The sequence below is a fragment of the Georgenia wangjunii genome, assembly GCF_036421975.1.
Classification (GTDB): Bacteria; Actinomycetota; Actinomycetes; order Actinomycetales; family Actinomycetaceae; genus Georgenia_A; species Georgenia_A wangjunii.
In genome coordinates, this window is record NZ_JAZGON010000005.1 from 165,296 (window position 1) to 181,110 (window position 15,815).

General features: G+C 75.3%; 16 protein-coding genes. 6 read left to right on the top strand and 10 right to left on the bottom strand.

Features of this window, described 5'->3' with window-relative positions; genetic code table 11:
- Positions 1-40: 40 nt before the first annotated feature.
- A complete protein-coding gene (locus tag V2J63_RS09820) occupies positions 41-2,344 on the bottom strand; it encodes an ATP-dependent DNA helicase RecG (protein ID WP_331230859.1) in 2,304 nt (767 codons plus the stop codon).
- Positions 2,341-4,002: a DAK2 domain-containing protein gene (locus V2J63_RS09825; protein WP_331230860.1), complete on the bottom strand. Its 1,662-nt coding sequence runs from the start codon at positions 4,000-4,002 to the stop codon at positions 2,341-2,343. The genes V2J63_RS09820 and V2J63_RS09825 overlap by 4 nt, the downstream gene beginning before the upstream one ends.
- A 263-nt stretch (positions 4,003-4,265) precedes the next feature.
- Between V2J63_RS09825 and rpmB the strand changes: the two genes are divergently transcribed.
- Entirely contained in the window at positions 4,266-4,457 is a 192-nt protein-coding gene (gene rpmB / locus V2J63_RS09830) for a 50S ribosomal protein L28 (protein WP_331230861.1), read from the top strand.
- Between the two features lie 193 nt (positions 4,458-4,650).
- Here the strand turns inward: rpmB and V2J63_RS09835 are convergent, their stop codons facing one another.
- Entirely contained in the window at positions 4,651-5,694 is a 1,044-nt protein-coding gene (locus V2J63_RS09835) for a thiamine-phosphate kinase (RefSeq protein ID WP_434056309.1), read from the bottom strand.
- A gap of 127 nt (positions 5,695-5,821) precedes the next feature.
- Here V2J63_RS09835 and V2J63_RS09840 point away from each other — a divergent pair, with 127 nt between their 5' ends.
- Positions 5,822-6,340 (top strand): DUF3515 family protein, encoded by a 519-nt coding sequence (locus V2J63_RS09840; protein ID WP_331230863.1) that lies wholly within the window; start codon positions 5,822-5,824, stop codon positions 6,338-6,340.
- Between the two features lie 58 nt (positions 6,341-6,398).
- Here V2J63_RS09840 and V2J63_RS09845 read toward each other — a convergent pair whose 3' ends face one another.
- Both V2J63_RS09845 and V2J63_RS09850 read right to left on the bottom strand, forming a co-directional pair.
- Positions 6,399-6,545, bottom strand: coding sequence for a hypothetical protein (locus V2J63_RS09845; protein ID WP_331230864.1), 147 nt, complete (start codon positions 6,543-6,545; stop codon positions 6,399-6,401).
- 88 nt (positions 6,546-6,633) lie between these two features.
- A complete protein-coding gene (locus V2J63_RS09850) occupies positions 6,634-7,782 on the bottom strand; it encodes a D-alanine--D-alanine ligase family protein (RefSeq protein ID WP_331230865.1) in 1,149 nt (382 codons plus the stop codon).
- A gap of 69 nt (positions 7,783-7,851) precedes the next feature.
- Here V2J63_RS09850 and V2J63_RS09855 point away from each other — a divergent pair, with 69 nt between their 5' ends.
- From V2J63_RS09855 to V2J63_RS09865, 3 genes are read left to right on the top strand one after another with little or no spacing between them, the layout of a single operon-like run.
- Complete coding sequence (locus V2J63_RS09855; RefSeq protein ID WP_331230866.1) at positions 7,852-9,018, top strand: trans-sulfuration enzyme family protein; 1,167 nt, start codon at positions 7,852-7,854, stop codon at positions 9,016-9,018.
- Positions 9,019-9,077: 59 nt separating this feature from the next.
- Positions 9,078-9,764 (top strand): AMIN-like domain-containing (lipo)protein, encoded by a 687-nt coding sequence (locus V2J63_RS09860; protein ID WP_331230867.1) that lies wholly within the window; start codon positions 9,078-9,080, stop codon positions 9,762-9,764.
- The gene (locus V2J63_RS09865; protein ID WP_331230868.1) at positions 9,761-10,174 is read left to right on the top strand and encodes a hypothetical protein; all 414 of its coding nucleotides are present in this window, start codon (positions 9,761-9,763) and stop codon (positions 10,172-10,174) included. Before V2J63_RS09860 ends, V2J63_RS09865 begins: the two co-directional genes overlap by 4 nt.
- A gap of 13 nt (positions 10,175-10,187) precedes the next feature.
- Here the strand turns inward: V2J63_RS09865 and V2J63_RS09870 are convergent, their stop codons facing one another.
- A complete protein-coding gene (locus V2J63_RS09870) occupies positions 10,188-11,408 on the bottom strand; it encodes an MFS transporter (RefSeq protein ID WP_331230869.1) in 1,221 nt (406 codons plus the stop codon).
- 87 nt (positions 11,409-11,495) lie between these two features.
- Here V2J63_RS09870 and V2J63_RS09875 point away from each other — a divergent pair, with 87 nt between their 5' ends.
- On the top strand, positions 11,496-12,077 hold the full coding sequence (locus tag V2J63_RS09875; RefSeq protein ID WP_331230870.1) for a TetR/AcrR family transcriptional regulator: 582 nt from the start codon (positions 11,496-11,498) through the stop codon (positions 12,075-12,077).
- Between the two features lie 13 nt (positions 12,078-12,090).
- Here the strand turns inward: V2J63_RS09875 and V2J63_RS09880 are convergent, their stop codons facing one another.
- The 4 genes from V2J63_RS09880 to V2J63_RS09895 form a co-directional block, all read right to left on the bottom strand.
- Complete coding sequence (locus V2J63_RS09880) at positions 12,091-13,101, bottom strand: NAD(P)H-dependent glycerol-3-phosphate dehydrogenase (RefSeq protein WP_331230871.1); 1,011 nt, start codon at positions 13,099-13,101, stop codon at positions 12,091-12,093.
- A complete protein-coding gene (locus V2J63_RS09885) occupies positions 13,098-13,814 on the bottom strand; it encodes a lysophospholipid acyltransferase family protein (protein WP_331230916.1) in 717 nt (238 codons plus the stop codon). The genes V2J63_RS09880 and V2J63_RS09885 overlap by 4 nt, the downstream gene beginning before the upstream one ends.
- Positions 13,815-13,900: 86 nt before the next feature.
- Positions 13,901-14,509, bottom strand: a complete 609-nt coding sequence (locus V2J63_RS09890) for a response regulator transcription factor (RefSeq protein WP_331230872.1) — start codon at positions 14,507-14,509, stop codon at positions 13,901-13,903.
- Positions 14,506-15,792: a sensor histidine kinase gene (locus V2J63_RS09895; RefSeq protein WP_331230873.1), complete on the bottom strand. Its 1,287-nt coding sequence runs from the start codon at positions 15,790-15,792 to the stop codon at positions 14,506-14,508. Before V2J63_RS09895 ends, V2J63_RS09890 begins: the two co-directional genes overlap by 4 nt.
- Positions 15,793-15,815 lie beyond the last annotated feature (23 nt).

Genomic DNA, 15,815 nt, shown 5'->3' on the forward strand with positions numbered 1-15,815 from the left:
TCATCCTAGGGTTCCGCCCGTCGGCGCCCGCAGGCGCCCCTCAGCTCCGCTCGAGGAACTCCGCGCGCTCGGGGTCGAGCTGCTCGGCGATGGCGCGGGCGAGGGCGGGGTAGCCGGCGAGGGTCGCGTCGTCGGTGACGAGCGCGCGGGCGTCGGCGCGCGCCTCGTCGATGAGGTCGGCGTCGACGAGGACGCGCAGGAGGCGCAGGGAGTTGCCGCGCCCCGACTGGGCGGCCCCGAGGACGTCGCCCTCGCGGCGCTGCTCGAGGTCCACCTGGGCGAGCTCGAAGCCGTCGGTCGTGCCGGCGAAGGCCTCGAGGCGGGTCATCGCCGGGCTGCCCGGCGGCGCCGACGTCACCGCGAAGCACGTGCCCGGCCGGGCGCCGCGGCCGATACGCCCGCGCAGCTGGTGCAGCTGGGAGAGCCCGAAGCGGTCTGCGTCGAGGATGACCATGACGCTCGCCTCCGGCACGTCGACCCCGACCTCGACGACCGTCGTCGTCACGAGCACGGGGACGTCGCCCGCCGCGAACGCCGCCATCGAGGCCTCCTTCTCCTCGGCCGGCAGGCGCCCGTGGAGCTCCCCGACGCGGAGCCCGGCGAGGGCGGGGACCGAACGCAGGATCTGGGCGACCTCGTCGACGGCGGCGAGCGGGCGGGCGGGCGCGGGACGGGACGGGCCGGACGACGTGGTTGGCGCGGCGTCGCCAGACGTGGCGCCCGCGCCAGCGGACGTACCCGGAATGCCGTCGCCGTCGTCGGGTGCGGCGTCGACGGCGAGGTCGGTGCCCGGCTCGACGTCGTCGTCGGCGGACGTGATCCGGGGGCAGACGACGTACGCCCGGCCCCCGCCGTCGACCTGCTCGCGGGTGCGCTGCCACACGCGCTCGAGCCACGCCGGCTTGTCCGCCGGGACGAGGTGCGTCGTGACGCCGGACCTCCCGGCGGGGATCTCGCGCAGCGTGGAGATCTCGAGGTCCCCGAAGATCGTCATGGCGACGGTGCGCGGGATCGGCGTCGCCGTCATGACGAGCAGGTGCGGGGCGTGCGCGGCCTTGGCGCGCAGGGCGTCGCGCTGCTCGACGCCGAAGCGGTGCTGCTCGTCGACGACGACGAGCCCGAGGTCGGCGAGCTGGACGCCCTCGGAGAGGAGCGCGTGCGTGCCGATGACGATGCCGGCCTCGCCCGACGCGGCCGCGAGGAGCGCCTTGCGCCGCGCCGCGGCCGGCAACGAGCCGGTGAGGAGCGTGACCCGTGTGCCGTTCGCGTCCCCGCCGAGCATGCCGGCCTCGGCGAGCGGGCCGAGCATCCGCGTGATGGAGCGGGCGTGCTGGGCGGTGAGGACCTCGGTGGGGGCGAGAAGGGCCGCCTGCCCACCGGCGTCGACCACCTGGAGCATCGCCCGCAGCGCGACGACCGTCTTGCCCGAGCCCACCTCGCCCTGGAGCATCCGCTGCATCGGCCACGTACGGGCCAGCTCGGCCGCGAGCGTCTCGCCCACCTTCCGCTGGCCGTCGGTGAGGGTGAACGGGAGCCGGGCGTCGAAGGCGTCGAGGATCCCGCCCGGGCGGCCGGGCCGGGCAGTGGCCGGTTGGGCCTGCGCCTCGGCCCGCCGCTGGGCGAGCGCCGCCTGGAGGACGAAGGCCTCCTCGTACCGCAGCCGGTGCTGCCCGGCGCGCCAGTCGGCGGCCGTGCGCGGCTCATGGACGAGGCGCAGCGCCTCGAGGAGCGTCGGCAGGCCGCGCGCGGCCCGGACGGACGCGGGCACCGGGTCCGGTAGCTCGTCCTCGGTGAGCGTGTCGAGGACCGTCTGGACGGCCGCGCCGATGTGCCACGACGGCAGGGCGGAGCTCGCCGGGTAGATGGGCGTCGGCCAGCTCTGCCGCTCGAGCGCGCGGGAGGTCTCCTCCTCGTCCTCGAGGAACTGGTAGTTGGGGTGCGTGAGCTTGGGCTTGCCCCGGAACTCCCCCACCGTGCCGGTGAACATGCCGACCCGCCCGGGGCGCAGGGCGTGCTCCCGGTGCGCGAGGATCCCGCGGTGCTTGCCGAAGAACGTGAGGTCGAGGTCCCGCCGGCCGTCGGTGATGACCGCGGTGAGGATGAAGTTCACCTTCCCACCCGACGGCTTGATCGTGACGCTCTTGGTGCGGGCGATGACGGTGACGTTCTCGCCGGCGGGCAGGTCACCGAGGTCGGTGAGGCGTCCGGGCTCGTTGTACCGGCGGGGGTAGTGGCGCAGGAGGTCCCCGACGGTCTGGGGCCCGATCTTCGCCAGGGCGTCCCCTGTGCGCTTGCCGACGACTCTGTGGAGCGGCTCAGCCAGACGGCTCGTCGTGCGGTTCACTCCGCCCCCACGAGGAGGTCCGGACGCTCCTGGGACCCGTCGAGGACGAGCACCTCGGCGTCGGGCGCGGCCTCCCGCACGGCCGCCTCCACCGCCGCGACGACGGCGTCCCGCCGGGCGGGCTCGGCGAGGACGCGGGCACCGAGGACGACCGTGACGACCTCGTCCTCACCCCGCAGGAGCGCGCCGACCGCGGCCGCGACGGCGCTGGCCTCAGCGTCAGAAGCGGCGGTGGCGGTGGCAGTGGCACCGCCGGCGTGGGTCACGTCAGAGGTCGGGAGGTCGAGGGCGGTCGTCCGCGCACGCCCCGCGAGGCGTTCGGCCCGCTCTGCCTGGGCCGCGGCCCCCTGGCCGGCCACCCACTCGGACGCGACGGCGAGGACGGCGAGCTCGGTGCGCGTGCCGACCACCCGCCACGGCTGCCGTGCCGCGCTCCCGGCCGCGCGGCCCGGACCGGGGCACACGTCGTCGGCCACGCGGGCGGAGTCGTCGTCGCACGGGAGCACGAGGACCTCGTGCGCACCCGTGTCCGCGGCGGCGCGGGCGATCCCCGCAGCGTCGGGGTGGAGGGCGACCGTGGCACCGGCCCGCGCGAGCGGCGCGGCGAGGCCGGGCGCCCGCGTGCACGCGACGACGCCGACGTCCCCGCGCGCGCTCTCCCGCAGCGAGCGCACACACACCTGCTCCATCGTGCCGATCCGCGCGAGGGTCTCGAGCGGGACGTCGGCGTGGACGTGGACGTGCCAGAGCCCGCCCGCTGCGCCGTCCGGCCCGCCGACGACGGCCACCGAGTGCCCGACGGCGCCGAGCCGCTCCCGGAGGGCGTCGGCGTCGGGCTCGGAGGCGCGCAGGACGTACATGACCTCGAACTCCCCCGCGCCGTGGTCGTGGTCGTCGGGGTGGAAGCCGTGGGCGGGGACCGGTCCGGCGTCGCCGGAGCCGCCCGCGGACGCCGCTGCCACGGCCGCGGCGGCGTCGCGCGCACGGTCGAGGCTCCGCCGGGCGCGGTCGGCGCGGGCTCGCGGGCTGAGGTTCTTCCCGGCGAGGACGGCGGCGAGCGTGGCGAGCAGGATGGTGAAGCCGGCGGCCCCGGAGTCGACGACCCCCGGCCCGCGCAGGGCGGCCAGCTGACTGGGGGTGCGCCCGAGTGCCTCCTGGGCGGCGCGCGCCGCGGCCTCGGCGACGACGAGCAGCGACGCGCCCGCCGGCGCGTCACGGGCCGCGGCGGCGGCCTCGTCGGCGGCGGTGAGGATGGTCCCCTCGACCGGGGTGGCCACGGCTGCCCGCGCCCCGGCCGCCACGGCGGCGAGGGCGTCCGCGAGGCCCGCCCCGTCGAGGTCCCCGCCCGCCGCGACGGCACTGGCGAAGCCGCGGATCGCCTGGCTGAGGATGATGCCCGAGTTCCCGCGGGCGCTGTAGAGCGCGCCCCGGGCCGCGGCCGCCGTGAGCTCGGCGGGGTCCGCGTGCGCCGGGAGCCGGCTCGCGTGGCAGAGGGCGCCCGCGAGCGTGCGGACGAGGTTCGTCCCCGTGTCCGAGTCGGGCACGGGGAAGACGTTGAGGGCGTCGATCCGACCGCGCACGGCGAGGAGGGAGCGCAGCCCGTGCTCGGACCACCCGCGCAGGGCGGCGGCGTCGAGCACCTCGAACGCCTCGTTCACGCGCGCCCTCCTCTCCTCGTCGAGCCCCGCATGGGCTGATGGCAGGCTAGTGCGTCGGTGACGGGCGGTCGTCGTCGCCCCTCGGGGCTGCGGATCGCCGTCGTCGCGCCGATCAACCCCTCGTTTGGGCCAGGCGGCGCTGGTCAGGTACCATTCTCAGGTTGCCCGCGCGGGCACCGCACGCCGGAGTCTGCGCCGAGGGCCGTACGAACATCCGCGATCGCACCGATCGCGTTGCCGGCAAGAAGATCAGGAGAACGACCGTGGCTGCCACCTGCGACGTCTGCGGCAAGCACCCCAGCTTCGGCAAGAGCGTCTCGCACTCGCACGTGCGGACGAGCCGCCGCTGGAACCCGAACATCCAGCGGGTGCGCACCATCGTGAACGGCGCCCCCAAGCGTCTCAACGTGTGCACCTCCTGCCTCAAGGCCGGCAAGGTCACTCGCGCCGTCTGACCCCACGCCGGGATGCCGGCACCGCGAGGCCGTCCGACCCCTGGGTCGGGCGGCCTTTCGCATGCGCGCGGGCTCGGCTGGCAGCGAGCCCGCCGAGCTCACGCGTACAGGCAAGCCGAGGGCTTCACGCTGGGGAGCATCGAGTCAGAGTCGTCACGTCGTTACCCATGGGGCCTCATCAGTCACTGGTCGGTCACGCGCCGCTGAAGTGGTCCCAGCCCAGCGAACCCGTCGTCGGCGCGTGGCCGCCGACGAGCACGGCAGGCTCCCCTGCCCCGACGGCGCGCACCTCGCCGATCCGGCGGAACCCCGGCGGTAGCGCAGCCGACCGCGGGAACGTCGCGAGGAGCCCGTGGTCCTCCCCGCCGGTGAGGACCCAGTCCCGGGCGGAGAGCCCGAGGTCGTGCGCGACCGGCTCGAGCACGGCGAGGTCGTCGGGCACCGACGTCTCGAGCGGGTCGAGGTCGAGGAGGACCCCGGAGGCCCGCGCGAGCCGTCCCGCGTCGCGGAGCAGCCCGTCGCTCACGTCCATCATCGCGCTCGCCCCGGCGTCGGCGGCGGCCGGGCCGCCCGCGAGCGGCGGCCGGGGCCGGAGGAAGTCCGCGACGAGCCGGGCATGCCGCTCCCCCGCACCCGCCTCGGTCCCCCCGCCCGATCCCGCGCCCCCCTCGGTCCCCCAGCCCGATCCCGTGCTCGCCGTGAGCAGCGCGAGCCCGGCCGCGGCGTGGCCGAGCACGCCGGCGTGGGCGACGACGTCACCGGGGCGTGCACCGCGCCGCAGCACCGGCTCGCGGCCGCCGAGGTCGCCGTGGACGGTCACCGCGACGACGATGCTCTCCCCCGAGCTGAGGTCACCGCCGTCGACGCCGACGCCGAGCGGCGCGCACGCCTGAGCGAGCCCACGGGCGAGGCCGAGCACCCAGTCGACCGGCAGGTCGGCCGGCAGGACGAGCCCGACGACCATGCTCACCGGCCGCGCGCCCATGGCGGCGATGTCCGCGAGGTTCTGCATCGCCGCCCGCCACCCGACGTCCTCAGCGGTGCCCCACGCGCGGCGGAAGTGGCGGTCCTCGACGAGGACGTCGGTCGAGACGACGAAGCGCCCGTCCGGAGCGGCGATGACGGCGGCGTCGTCGCCCGTCGGCACGAGGGTGTGATCACCGCGGGGCAGGAGCGGGGAGAAGGCGGCGATGAGCTCGGTCTCCGAGACCTCGCTCACAGTGCGCTCCTCACCCATCGCGCCACCGTACCGCCGGAGCACCTTGCCGTCGGGACCGGTCCCGGCAGGGGGTTAACCTGCCAGCGGGCGCGCGCGACGGACGTCGCGCGGACGACGCTCATGAGGCGACGAGGAGACGGTGGGCATGGCGAGGCGGACGACGACGGCCCGGGTGCTCGTGGCCACGGCCGGTCTCACGCTCCTCGGTGGGTGCGCCCCCGCGGTCAACGTCCCGCCCGCGACCGACGCCGCGGACCCGGTGTGCGGCGAGGTGCTCCAGGCCCTCCCGCACGTGCTCGCGGACGGCGAGCGCCGCTCGATCACGAGCCAGGCGACGGCGGCCTGGGGCGAGCCGGCCATCACCCTGCGGTGCGGCGTCGAGCCCCTGGGCCCGACGACGGAACGGTGCCTCACGGTCGAGGCCGACGGGTCCGAGGTGGACTGGATCGCGCTCGAGGGTGACGACGAGGCGCTGCCCGAGCACGCCCGCCAGGGGCAGGGCACGTGGGTCTTCCTCACCTACGGCCGGGTGCCCGCCATCGAGGTCGTCGTCCCGGTCGAGCGTGCCGGTGACCAGCCGACCGGGGTCCTCGTCGACCTCGCGCGCGCCGTCGAGCTGGCTCCCGCGTCCCGGCACTGCGTCGGCGTCACCGACGTCTACTGAGGCCGCAGCCCCGCGCCGCGGCGCGGGGCTGCGGCCGCCGGTCTGGCTACAGGCGTCCTCAGCCGTGCGGGTCGGGCTCGGCGCGCATCAGATCCGCGGCCTCCTCCTCCGGCCGGGGCGGAACGGTCTCGTCCTCCTCCAGCAGCACCGGGTCCTCGAAGTGCGGGTCGTGCGGGACAGACGACGACGGCGTTGGTGTCGACAAGGCAGGCCTCCCTCAGGTTGTGGTGCCAGCGTAGGGCCGTCGTGCGGGTCACGGCCGGCTAGGACCACTGGCGGCGGGGCGGAGAGCCCTAACGCAGCCCGACGGGTCGCTCGAGCGCGAGCTGGATGAGCTCGTCGACGAGGTCCGGGTAGCTCAGGCCCGTGCGCTCCCACATGAGGGGATACATCGAGTACGGCGTGAAGCCGGGCATCGTGTTGATCTCGTTGATCGTCAGGCGGTCGCCGTCGACGAAGAAGTCGACCCGGGCGAGCCCCTCACAACCGATCGCCTCGAACGCCTCCGCGGCCACGGTCCGCACCCGTTCCGTCGTCTCCTGGGCGAGGTCCGCCGGGCAGCTGAGCTGGACGCCCTCGGCCGCCGTGTACTTCGAGGCGAAGTCGTAGAACGCGTGGTCGGCGACGACGATCTCCCCGGGCAGCGCCGTGCGCGGCTCGTCGTCGCCGCGGCCCTCGAGGACGGCGCACTCGATCTCCCGCCCGGCGAGCGCGGCCTCGACGATGACCTTGGGGTCGTGCCGCTGCGCCTCGGCCACGGCGTCCTCGAGGTCCTCGGCTCGCTCGACGCGGGTGATGCCGAGGGAGGACCCGGCCCGGGCCGGCTTGACGAAGACGGGCAGGCCGAGGCCCGCGACGGCGTCGAGCGCGGCGGCGCGGTCGGTGCGCCACTGCCGCGGCGTGATGACCGTGTAGGGACCGACGGGCAGCCCGTGCCCGGCGAGGACAACCTTCATGTAGTGCTTGTCCATGCCGACGGCGGAGGCGAGCACCCCGGAGCCGACGTAGGGCAGCCCCGCCATCTCGAGCATCCCCTGGAGCGTCCCGTCCTCGCCGAAGGGGCCGTGGAGGAGCGGCAGGACGACGTCGACGCTGCCGAGCACCGCGGGGACCTTGCCGGGTTCGGTGAGCCGCAGCTCGCGCGCCCCGTCGCCCATGGGGAGGACCACCTCGGCGGGCGCCGCACCGACGTGGGGAAGCTCGTCGGCCTCGAGCGAGAGCAGGTCGTGCCCGTCCTCGACGAGCACCCACTGGCCCTCGGTCGTGATCCCGATGGGCACGACGTCGTACCGCTCGCGGTCGATCGCGCGCAGCACCCCGCCGGCGGTGACGCAGCTGATGGGGTGCTCCCCGCTGCGGCCTCCGAAGACGACGGCGACGCGGGTGCGGGGCTGCTCCGCGCCGTCCGAGGGGCCGGCTGCGGGCGAGGTCTGTGGGCTCATCGCTCGCGAGACTACCGCCCCGGCGGACGCCCGCGCGGCGTCCCGCCCGGCCCGCCGTAGGCTTTGCCGGTGAGCGAACTCGCGCATGAGCGCCTCCAGCCCTCCACCCTCGCCGTCGTCTCCGGCCGGCCGCCCCGCGAGGAGGCGGCGCCGGTCAACCCGCCCGTCGTCATGTCCTCGACGTACATCGGTCGCGGCGAGGCCGCACCCGGCCAGATGGTCTACACGCGCCTCGGCACGGAGACGTGGCTGCCGCTCGAGGAGGCCCTCGCCGGGCTCGAGCAGTCCCGCCTCCCGGGTCTCGTGTTCTCCTCCGGCATGGCGGCGATCAGCGCCGTCCTCGAGCTCGTCGAGCCGGGGACGTCGCTCGTCATCCCGAGGCACAGCTACCACGCAGCCCTCGTGGCTGCCCGCCACCTCCACGAGCGCAGCGGGGTCGAGGTCATCGAGGTCGACATCACGGACACCGACGCCGTCGTCGCGGCCCTGACCGCGGGCTCGGACGGCGCACCGCGCACGTCGATGCTGTGGGTCGAGACCCCGACGAACCCCATGCTCGAGATCGCCGACCTGCCCGCGCTCGTCGCCGCCGCGCACGGCGTCGGCGCGCTCGTCGCCGTCGACAACACGTTCGCCACGCCCCTGGCGCAGCGCCCGCTCGGGCTCGGGGCGGACGTCGTCGTCCACTCGGTGACGAAGTACCTCGCCGGGCACTCCGACGTCGTCCTCGGAGCCGTCCTCACCGACGACGCCGACCTCCACGCGCGGGTCCTCGCGCGCCGCAACATCGGCGGTGCGATCGCCGGGCCGTGGGAGGCGTGGCTCGCCCTGCGCGGCCTGCGCACGCTCGCGCTGCGGGTCGAGCGCTCCCAGGCGAGTGCGCTCGAGCTCGCCCGCAGGCTCGCCGACCACCCGGACGTCGTCGCCGTCAGCCACCCGGGCCTTCCCTCCCATCCCCAGCACGAGCTGGCGAAGACGCAGATGGACGGGTTCGGCTCCATCCTCACGCTCCGCCCCCGCGGGGGCCGGGACGGGGCTGACGCGCTCGTCGCGGCGGTGCGGCTGTGGGTGCCGGCGACGAGCCTGGGAGGCGTCGAGTCGAGCCTCGAGCGGCGCCGCCGGTTCGCCTCGGAGGCGGCGACGGTCCCCGACGACCTCCTGCGGATGTCGGTGGGGATCGAGGACGTCGAGGACCTTTGGCGCGACCTCGACGAGGCCCTTCGCTCGCTTCGCTGAGACGATGGCAGCGGCGGCGTGCGCCACGCCGCCCGTGACGCCGTCCGAAGGAGCCCGCCATGCCCGCCCGCACCGCGACCGCCGGTCTCGCCGTCCTCGTCCTCGCGCTCAGCGCGTGCACGGGTGGAAGGGACGAGCCCGCCGGCCCGACGACGATCCCCCCGGCCACCGACAGCGCGACGACGGGTGATGCGAGCCCGACGCCGTCCGCGACGCCAGGGGCGACGCCCACGACCAGCGGTCCGACGAGGCTGCCTCCGGCGACGGACGAGCCGAGCGCCGGGACGGAGCTGCCCGCGCTGGCGTCGGAGCCCCAGCAGTCGGCCGACTTCCCCGGCGGTGGTGGTGCCCTCCTGCCCACGGTCGTCCGGATCGGCCGGCACGACGGGTTCGACCGGGTCGTCTTCGACCTCGAGGGGTCAGGCACGCCCGGGTACCGCGTGGAGTACGTCGAGGAGGCGATCCAGGACGGCAGCGGCAACGTCGTCGAGGTCGACGGCGACGCCATCCTCGCCGTCGTCATCACCGGCACCCGCTACCCCGACGAGGGCGAGGACGTCGTCGCCCCGGCGACGTACGAGGCGGACGGCGCCGAGAACGTCGAGGAGGTCCGCCTCGACGGCACGTTCGAGGGGATGACCCAGGGATTCATCGGCCTGGACTCCCAGGTCCCCTTCCGGGTCTTCACGCTGAGCGACCCGGTGCGCCTCGTCGTCGACGTCGCCCACGACCGAGCCGGCGCATGATCGCGAAGGCAGTGGCGGGTGCCGCCGTGGGGATCGTGTGGTTCGTCGTCCTGGCGGTGACGGACTCCGCCCGTGCGTTCCACCTGGAGCAGACCGGCCAGGTCCCGTGGGTGCCGCTCGCCCTGGCCGCCCTCGTGAGCGCGCTCGTGCTGTGGGTCTCCCACCGGCTCGGCCGCCCGTTCGCAGCCGGCATGTGCGGCGCTCTGCTCGTCTCGATCGCCGTGGGCCTCGTCGTTGGTCCGTCGCCGGCGATGGCGCCAGCGGAGGTGCTGTCGTTCCCTCCGGTGTTCGAGGTGGGCTCGGCGAGTGCGGTGACATGGGTGGCGCTCGGTGTGTCCCTGGCCGCGGCCGCTCGGCAACGCGTTGCCCCGCGCCAGGGCGCGAGCGAGGAACCGGTCACGGCGCGCTAGCCGGACCTGCGCCTCACACGACCCGCGGCACGCTCGGCCTTCCCGGGGGCACCGGTTCCCGGGATGCCGCCGGCACCACGGCCACGAACCCGGCTATCCCCGCCACGGTGAAGGCCACGGCCGGGGACGTCAGCCCGAGCAGCGCTCCCAGCGCGACCGATCCGGCCGCCTGACCGACGGCGAGGGCGACGAACAGGACGACGGTCCCCTCGGCGGCGCGGTGGGGAAGGACGCGCACGGCCCAGACGATGAGGACCCCGGACAGTGCGGTGTAGCTCGCGCCGAACACGGCGACGGACGTGTACGCCGCGACCGCGGACCCCGGTGCCACTCCGACGAGGACGGTCGCGGCACCCATGACCGACGACGTCAGCGCCCACGCGACCCGCAGGCTCCAGCTCTGGACGATCCGCGCCGACGTGGCGCCGAGGACCGCGAACGCGCCGAGCACCATCCACGCGACGACGGAGTACGTCTCCTCACCTCCGCGGGAGTCGGCCATCGCCGAGCGTCCGAAGGTCCAGACCGCGGCGCTCGACGCACCGGCGAGCACCGCGGCGACGAGCGGCCGGGCCAAGGGCGCGAGCCCGCGGGCCCGCAGCGCCTGGGAAGCGGTCGCAGCACCGGAGGGGTCCGCGGAATCACCGGGGTCCGCCGGATCCTCGGCGCCCGCGCGGTTAGCGCGGTCGGTGCGGTCGGCGCGGTCGGTGCGGTCGGAGCGCAGCGTCGCGACGGTCACCACTGTGACGAGCGCCGCGATGATCAGCCAGCCCACGCGCCACTGGCTGACGGCAAGGACGAGGGCACCCGCGGTGACGATCCCGGCCCCGGTCCCGGCGTTGACGACGCTCTGCGCGTCTTCCTGACGTGGCGCCGCGACGTTGCGCTGGATGAGCGTGACGAGACCCGGCGTCGCGAAGCCGGCACCGGCGCCCGCGATGACGATGCTGAGCGCGAAGACCACCGCCTCCGGTGCGAGTGCCACCCCTGCGGACCCCAGGGCCGCCGTCGTCCCCGCCCATCCCACGACCGCGCGGGGGCGCGCGCGCATCCGCGAGGCGATGACCGCCGCGAGGCAGTAGGAGAGGAAGCTGCCGGCCTGGATCATCCCGGCGATGGCCGAGCCGAGGGCGAACTCCTCGGTGAACTGGGGCAGGAAGAGCCCGTAGCCGAAGCGTGCCAGCCCGTAGGTGGCCGCGATGAGAGCCATGCCGCTGACCACGAGCGCTCGCACGTCACCTCCTCCGGGCCGTCATGGTGTACCGGCCGTTACGCTAGATCAGAACGACCGTTCTGGCAGAACGATCGTTACACTAGCCGCATGACGCAGGTTCGGCGAGGTCCGGCGCGGGCTCGGCTGCTCGAGGCGGCAGACACCCTGCTCTTCGCGCGGGGAGTCCGGGCCACCCCGGTCGACGAGCTCCTCCAGGAGGCCGGCGTCTCGGCGGCGTCGCTGTACACGCACTTCGGCAGCAAGGACGCCCTCGTCGCCGCGGCCCTCCGGGCGCGGCTGGCGGACTGGCAGGCGGTCTGGGACGGGCATGTCGTCGCGGCCGACGACGACACAGGCCGGTTGCTCGCGATCTTCGACGCCCTCGCCTCCTACCGCGGCCGCGAGCGCACGCCGGCGCGCTGGTGCGCCTTCCTCGCCACCGCCACCGAGCTCCCCGAGGCCGGGGACGAGATCAGCGACGTGCTGGCCGCGGACAACACCCTGCTCACCGACCGGCTCCTCCACCTCGCCCGCCCCCTCGCCGGGGCACGCGCCCAGGCGCTGGCGGACGACGTGCTCGTCGCCTACAACGGGACGCTGGCGGCGTTCCTGCGCGGTCACCCGGAGGCGCCGATCGACGTCGGGCGGCGTCTCGCCCGGGCGGCGGCGGACGCCTACCGCGGGGGGTGAGCGGAGGCCCGGCTCAGGCGCCCTCGGCCTTGCGCGGGCGGGAGAGGAGTGCCTCCGTCATGGCCGCGAGGGGCAGCCCCTCGTGGAGGACAGCGGCGACGGCCTGGGTGATGGGCATGTCGACGCCGTGCCGCCCAGCGAGCTCGAGGACGGCCCGGCAGGACTTGACGCCCTCGGCGGTCCCGCCCGTCGCGACGATCGCCTCCTCGAGGGTCATGCCCTCCCCGACGTGCCGCCCGAGCGTGTTGTTCCGCGACAGCGTCGAGGCGCACGTGGCGACGAGGTCCCCGAGCCCGGCGAGGCCGGCAAGGGTCTCGGCCTGGGCACCGAGCGCCGTCCCGAGCCGGGTCGTCTCGGCGAGCCCGCGCGTGATGATCGTCGCCGTCGTGTTGTCCCCGAAGCCCGAGCCCTGCGCCATGCCGACGGCGAGCGCGATGACGTTCTTGACCGCTCCGCCGAGCTCGACGCCGACGACGTCGGTGTTCGTGTACGGGCGGAAGTAGCTGTTGGCGCACGCGTGGGCGACGAACGTCGCCGTCTCCGCGTCGGCCGAGGCGACGACGGTCGCCGTCGGCTGGTGGACGGCGATCTCGCGGGCGAGGTTGGGACCGGAGACGACGGCGACGCGCTCGGCCGGCACGCCGAGGACGTCGGCGAGGACCTCGCTCATCCGCTCCTGCGTGCCGAGCTCGATGCCCTTCATGAGCGAGACGACGACCGTGCTCTCCGGCAGGCGCCCGGCGAGCGGGGCGAGGACCGTGCGCACGCTCTGCGAGGGCAGGGCCACGGCGAGGAGGTCGACGCCCTCGACGACGGCGTCGAGGTCGGTGCTCGCACTGATCCCCGCCGGCAGCGCGAGGCCGGGCAGGTAGCGCTCGTTCGTCGCGCGCTCGTCGATCTCGGCGCAGATCTCGGCCGAGCGGCCCCACATCCGCACGCTCGTGCCGGCGTCGGCGAGGACGGCGGCGAAGGTCGTCCCCCAGCTTCCCGTCCCGAGGACGGCAGCGGTGCTCGCGCCGCTCATGCCTGCCCCCCGTCCGTCGTGCGCCGTCGGCCCTTGCGCGCCGCCTTGGCCGCCTTCGCGACCGCGTGGGGGTCGCCGTCGCGGCGGATGTCCCACGTGCGGGCCGGCGGCTCCTCCTGACGGATCTCCGCGAGGAGCGCGGTGATCGCGGCCATGACGCGCGAGGTCGCCTCACGCAGCGCCGCAGAGTCCTGCGGCCGGTCGTAGAGGTCGCTGAGGTCGACCGGCGGTCCCGCGACGACGTGGACGTCCTTGGGAGGGAACGGCTTGAGCACGGCGGAGTACCGGCCCATGAGGTCCTGCATCCCCCACTGGGCGATGGGGACGACGGGCACGCGCGTCGACAGGGCAAGCCGCGCGACGCCCGTCTTCGCCTCCATCGGCCACAGGTCAGGGTCCCTCGTGAGCGTCCCCTCGGGGAAGACGGCCACGCACTCCCCCGCATCCAGCGCGGCGATCGCCGGCCCGAGAGAGTCCCCGGCGCGGGCGGAGCCGCGCTGCACGGGGATCTGGCCGGTCTTGCGCAGCACCCAGCCGAGGAAGGGCACCGCGAACAGCGAGTGCTTCGCGAGGATCTTCGGCGCGCGGCCGTTGTCGTAGAGAAAGTGCGCGAACGTCAGCGGGTCGACGTTCGTCAGGTGGTTGCCCGCCGCGATGAACCCGCCCACGGGCAGGTGCTCTGCCCCTCGCCAGTGCCGGCGCGTCGTCACCATGAGCAGCGGGCGCAGCACCGCCGCGACGGCACGGTAGGAGCGGGGGAAGGTCGTCGGGGTCACCGGATGGATGCTAGCCGCCCGGCTCAGATCCAACCGTGCCGACGGGCCACCCGCACCGCCTCGTGGCGGTTGGCCGCGCCCATCTTCCCGGCCGCGGAGGAGAGGTAGTTGCGCACGGTCCCGGGGCTCAGGTGGGCCCGGGCAGCGATCTCCTCCACGGGGCGCCCGTCCGCGGCGAGCTCGAGGACGTCCGCCTCACGCGCGGTGAGCGGGCTGTCGCCGGCCCCGATCGCCTCCGCGGCGAGCTCGGGGTCGACGTAGCGCCCACCGCCGTGGACCTGCCGGACGACGTCGGCGAGGACACGCGCCGAGACCGTCTTCGGCAGGAAGCCGGCGACGCCGGCGGCGAGGGCCTTCTTGAGGTAACCGGGGCGCCCGTGGCTCGTGACGATGATCGTGCGGCAGCCGGGTACCTGCTCGGCGAGGCGTTGTGCCGTGACGATCCCGTCGCCGTCGGGCATCTGGAGGTCGAGGACGGCGACGTCGGGTGCGTGCTTGCGCCCGGCCGCGAGCGCCTCGGCCCCCGAGGCGGCCTGGGCGACGACGTCGAAGTCCTCCTCGAGGGCGAGGAGCCCGGCGAGCGCGTCACGGATGAGGTTCTCGTCGTCGGCGAGGAGGATGCGGATCGTCACGGGTCCATCCTCGCGTGCGCCGGGTCGCCTGGTGAGGATCCACCGGCACCCCCGCGCGTGGAGCGGTCCGTGCGGGCGTCCGCGTTCCCGGCGCTCAGCGGGACGCACGCGGTGAGGGTGAACGAGGCGCCCTCGGCCGCTGTCTCGAGGGTGCCGCCGTGCGCGGCGAGCCGTTCGGCGAGCCCCGTGAGGCCGGACCCGCCGACGCCGCGCCGGCGCCTCTCGACGCCGTCGTTCGTCACCGTGAGCCGGGCGGCGCCGTCCGCGACGACGAGGTCGATCGTGCACGTCGTCGCGCTCGAGTGGCGCACGATGTTCGTCGCGGCCTCGCGCACGACCCACGCGAGCGCCTTCTGCGCCGCGTCAGGCACGTCGGCGCCTTCGCCGAGCACGCGGGTGCGCACCCCGGCCGAGCGCAGGACCGAGCGGGCGCCGGCGAGCTCGGCGGCGAGGTCCGCGGTGCGGTACCCGGCGACGACGGCGCGGACCTCCTTGAGCGAGTCCTGGGCGAGCTCGCGCACCTCGAGCATCTGGTCGACGGCGCCGTCCTGGCCGCGGCGCGCGAGCTCGGCGGCCAGCTCGCTCTTGAGGGCGACGGCGGACAGGGTGCGCCCGACGACGTCGTGGAGGTCGCGGGAGAAGCGCAGCCGCTCCTCGGCGACCGCGAGGCGTGCGTGGACGGCGCGCGTGCGCTCCTGCTCCCACACGACCCCGAGCATCCACGCCGAGACGCGGAAGCTCGCGGCCATCCCCCCGACGACGAGGGCGGTGCTCATCGCGGCAGGCAGGGGGTGCTGCGTGTCCGGCACGGCCCCGCCGGGGTCCGGCAACGAGTAGGAGAGGACGACGATGACGGCCACGACGAGAGTGCCGAGCCCGAGCGCCCTCGTGCGCACCACCGGCGCGAGCGCGATGACCGGCACCCCCAGTGCGATGAGCAGCCCGCCGGCGCGCCCGCCCAGGCCGTCCGCGTAAGGAAGCGCGACGGCGGCGGCCACCGCGACGGTGCCGGCGCTCACCCCCAGCGCGACGTACCAACCGCGCGCCACGCGTGTCCCGCCGAGGAACTGCCGCAGCGCCGCGGAGGTCACTCCGATCGCGACGCCGGCCTCGACGACGACGCCGAGGAGGAACGTGACGACGGCACCCGGCCGCCCGCTCGCCTCGCTCGCCGCCGCGGCGCCCAGGAGCGGCGTCATGGCGAGGAGGAGGTAGAGCGAGCCCCGGGTGTAGAGGTCGAAGCGCTCGGGGTCGGTGCGCCGTCGGGTCACGTGCGTGCTCACGGTCGCCACTCTCCCAGACCGGC

Bases quoted from the DNA above. Each gene is read 5' to 3' on its own strand.
- V2J63_RS09835 (WP_434056309.1), bottom strand. From the start codon at position 5,694: ATGGGTGAGGAGCGCACTGTGAGCGAGGTCTCGGAGACCGAGCTCATC.
- V2J63_RS09840 (WP_331230863.1), top strand. From the start codon at position 5,822: ATGGCGAGGCGGACGACGACGGCCCGGGTGCTCGTGGCCACGGCCGGT.
- V2J63_RS09850 (WP_331230865.1), bottom strand. From the start codon at position 7,782: ATGAGCCCACAGACCTCGCCCGCAGCCGGCCCCTCGGACGGCGCGGAG.
- V2J63_RS09860 (WP_331230867.1), top strand. From the start codon at position 9,078: ATGCCCGCCCGCACCGCGACCGCCGGTCTCGCCGTCCTCGTCCTCGCG.
- V2J63_RS09865 (WP_331230868.1), top strand. From the start codon at position 9,761: ATGATCGCGAAGGCAGTGGCGGGTGCCGCCGTGGGGATCGTGTGGTTC.
- V2J63_RS09875 (WP_331230870.1), top strand. From the start codon at position 11,496: ATGACGCAGGTTCGGCGAGGTCCGGCGCGGGCTCGGCTGCTCGAGGCG.
- V2J63_RS09880 (WP_331230871.1), bottom strand. From the start codon at position 13,101: ATGAGCGGCGCGAGCACCGCTGCCGTCCTCGGGACGGGAAGCTGGGGG.
- V2J63_RS09885 (WP_331230916.1), bottom strand. From the start codon at position 13,814: ATGGTGACGACGCGCCGGCACTGGCGAGGGGCAGAGCACCTGCCCGTG.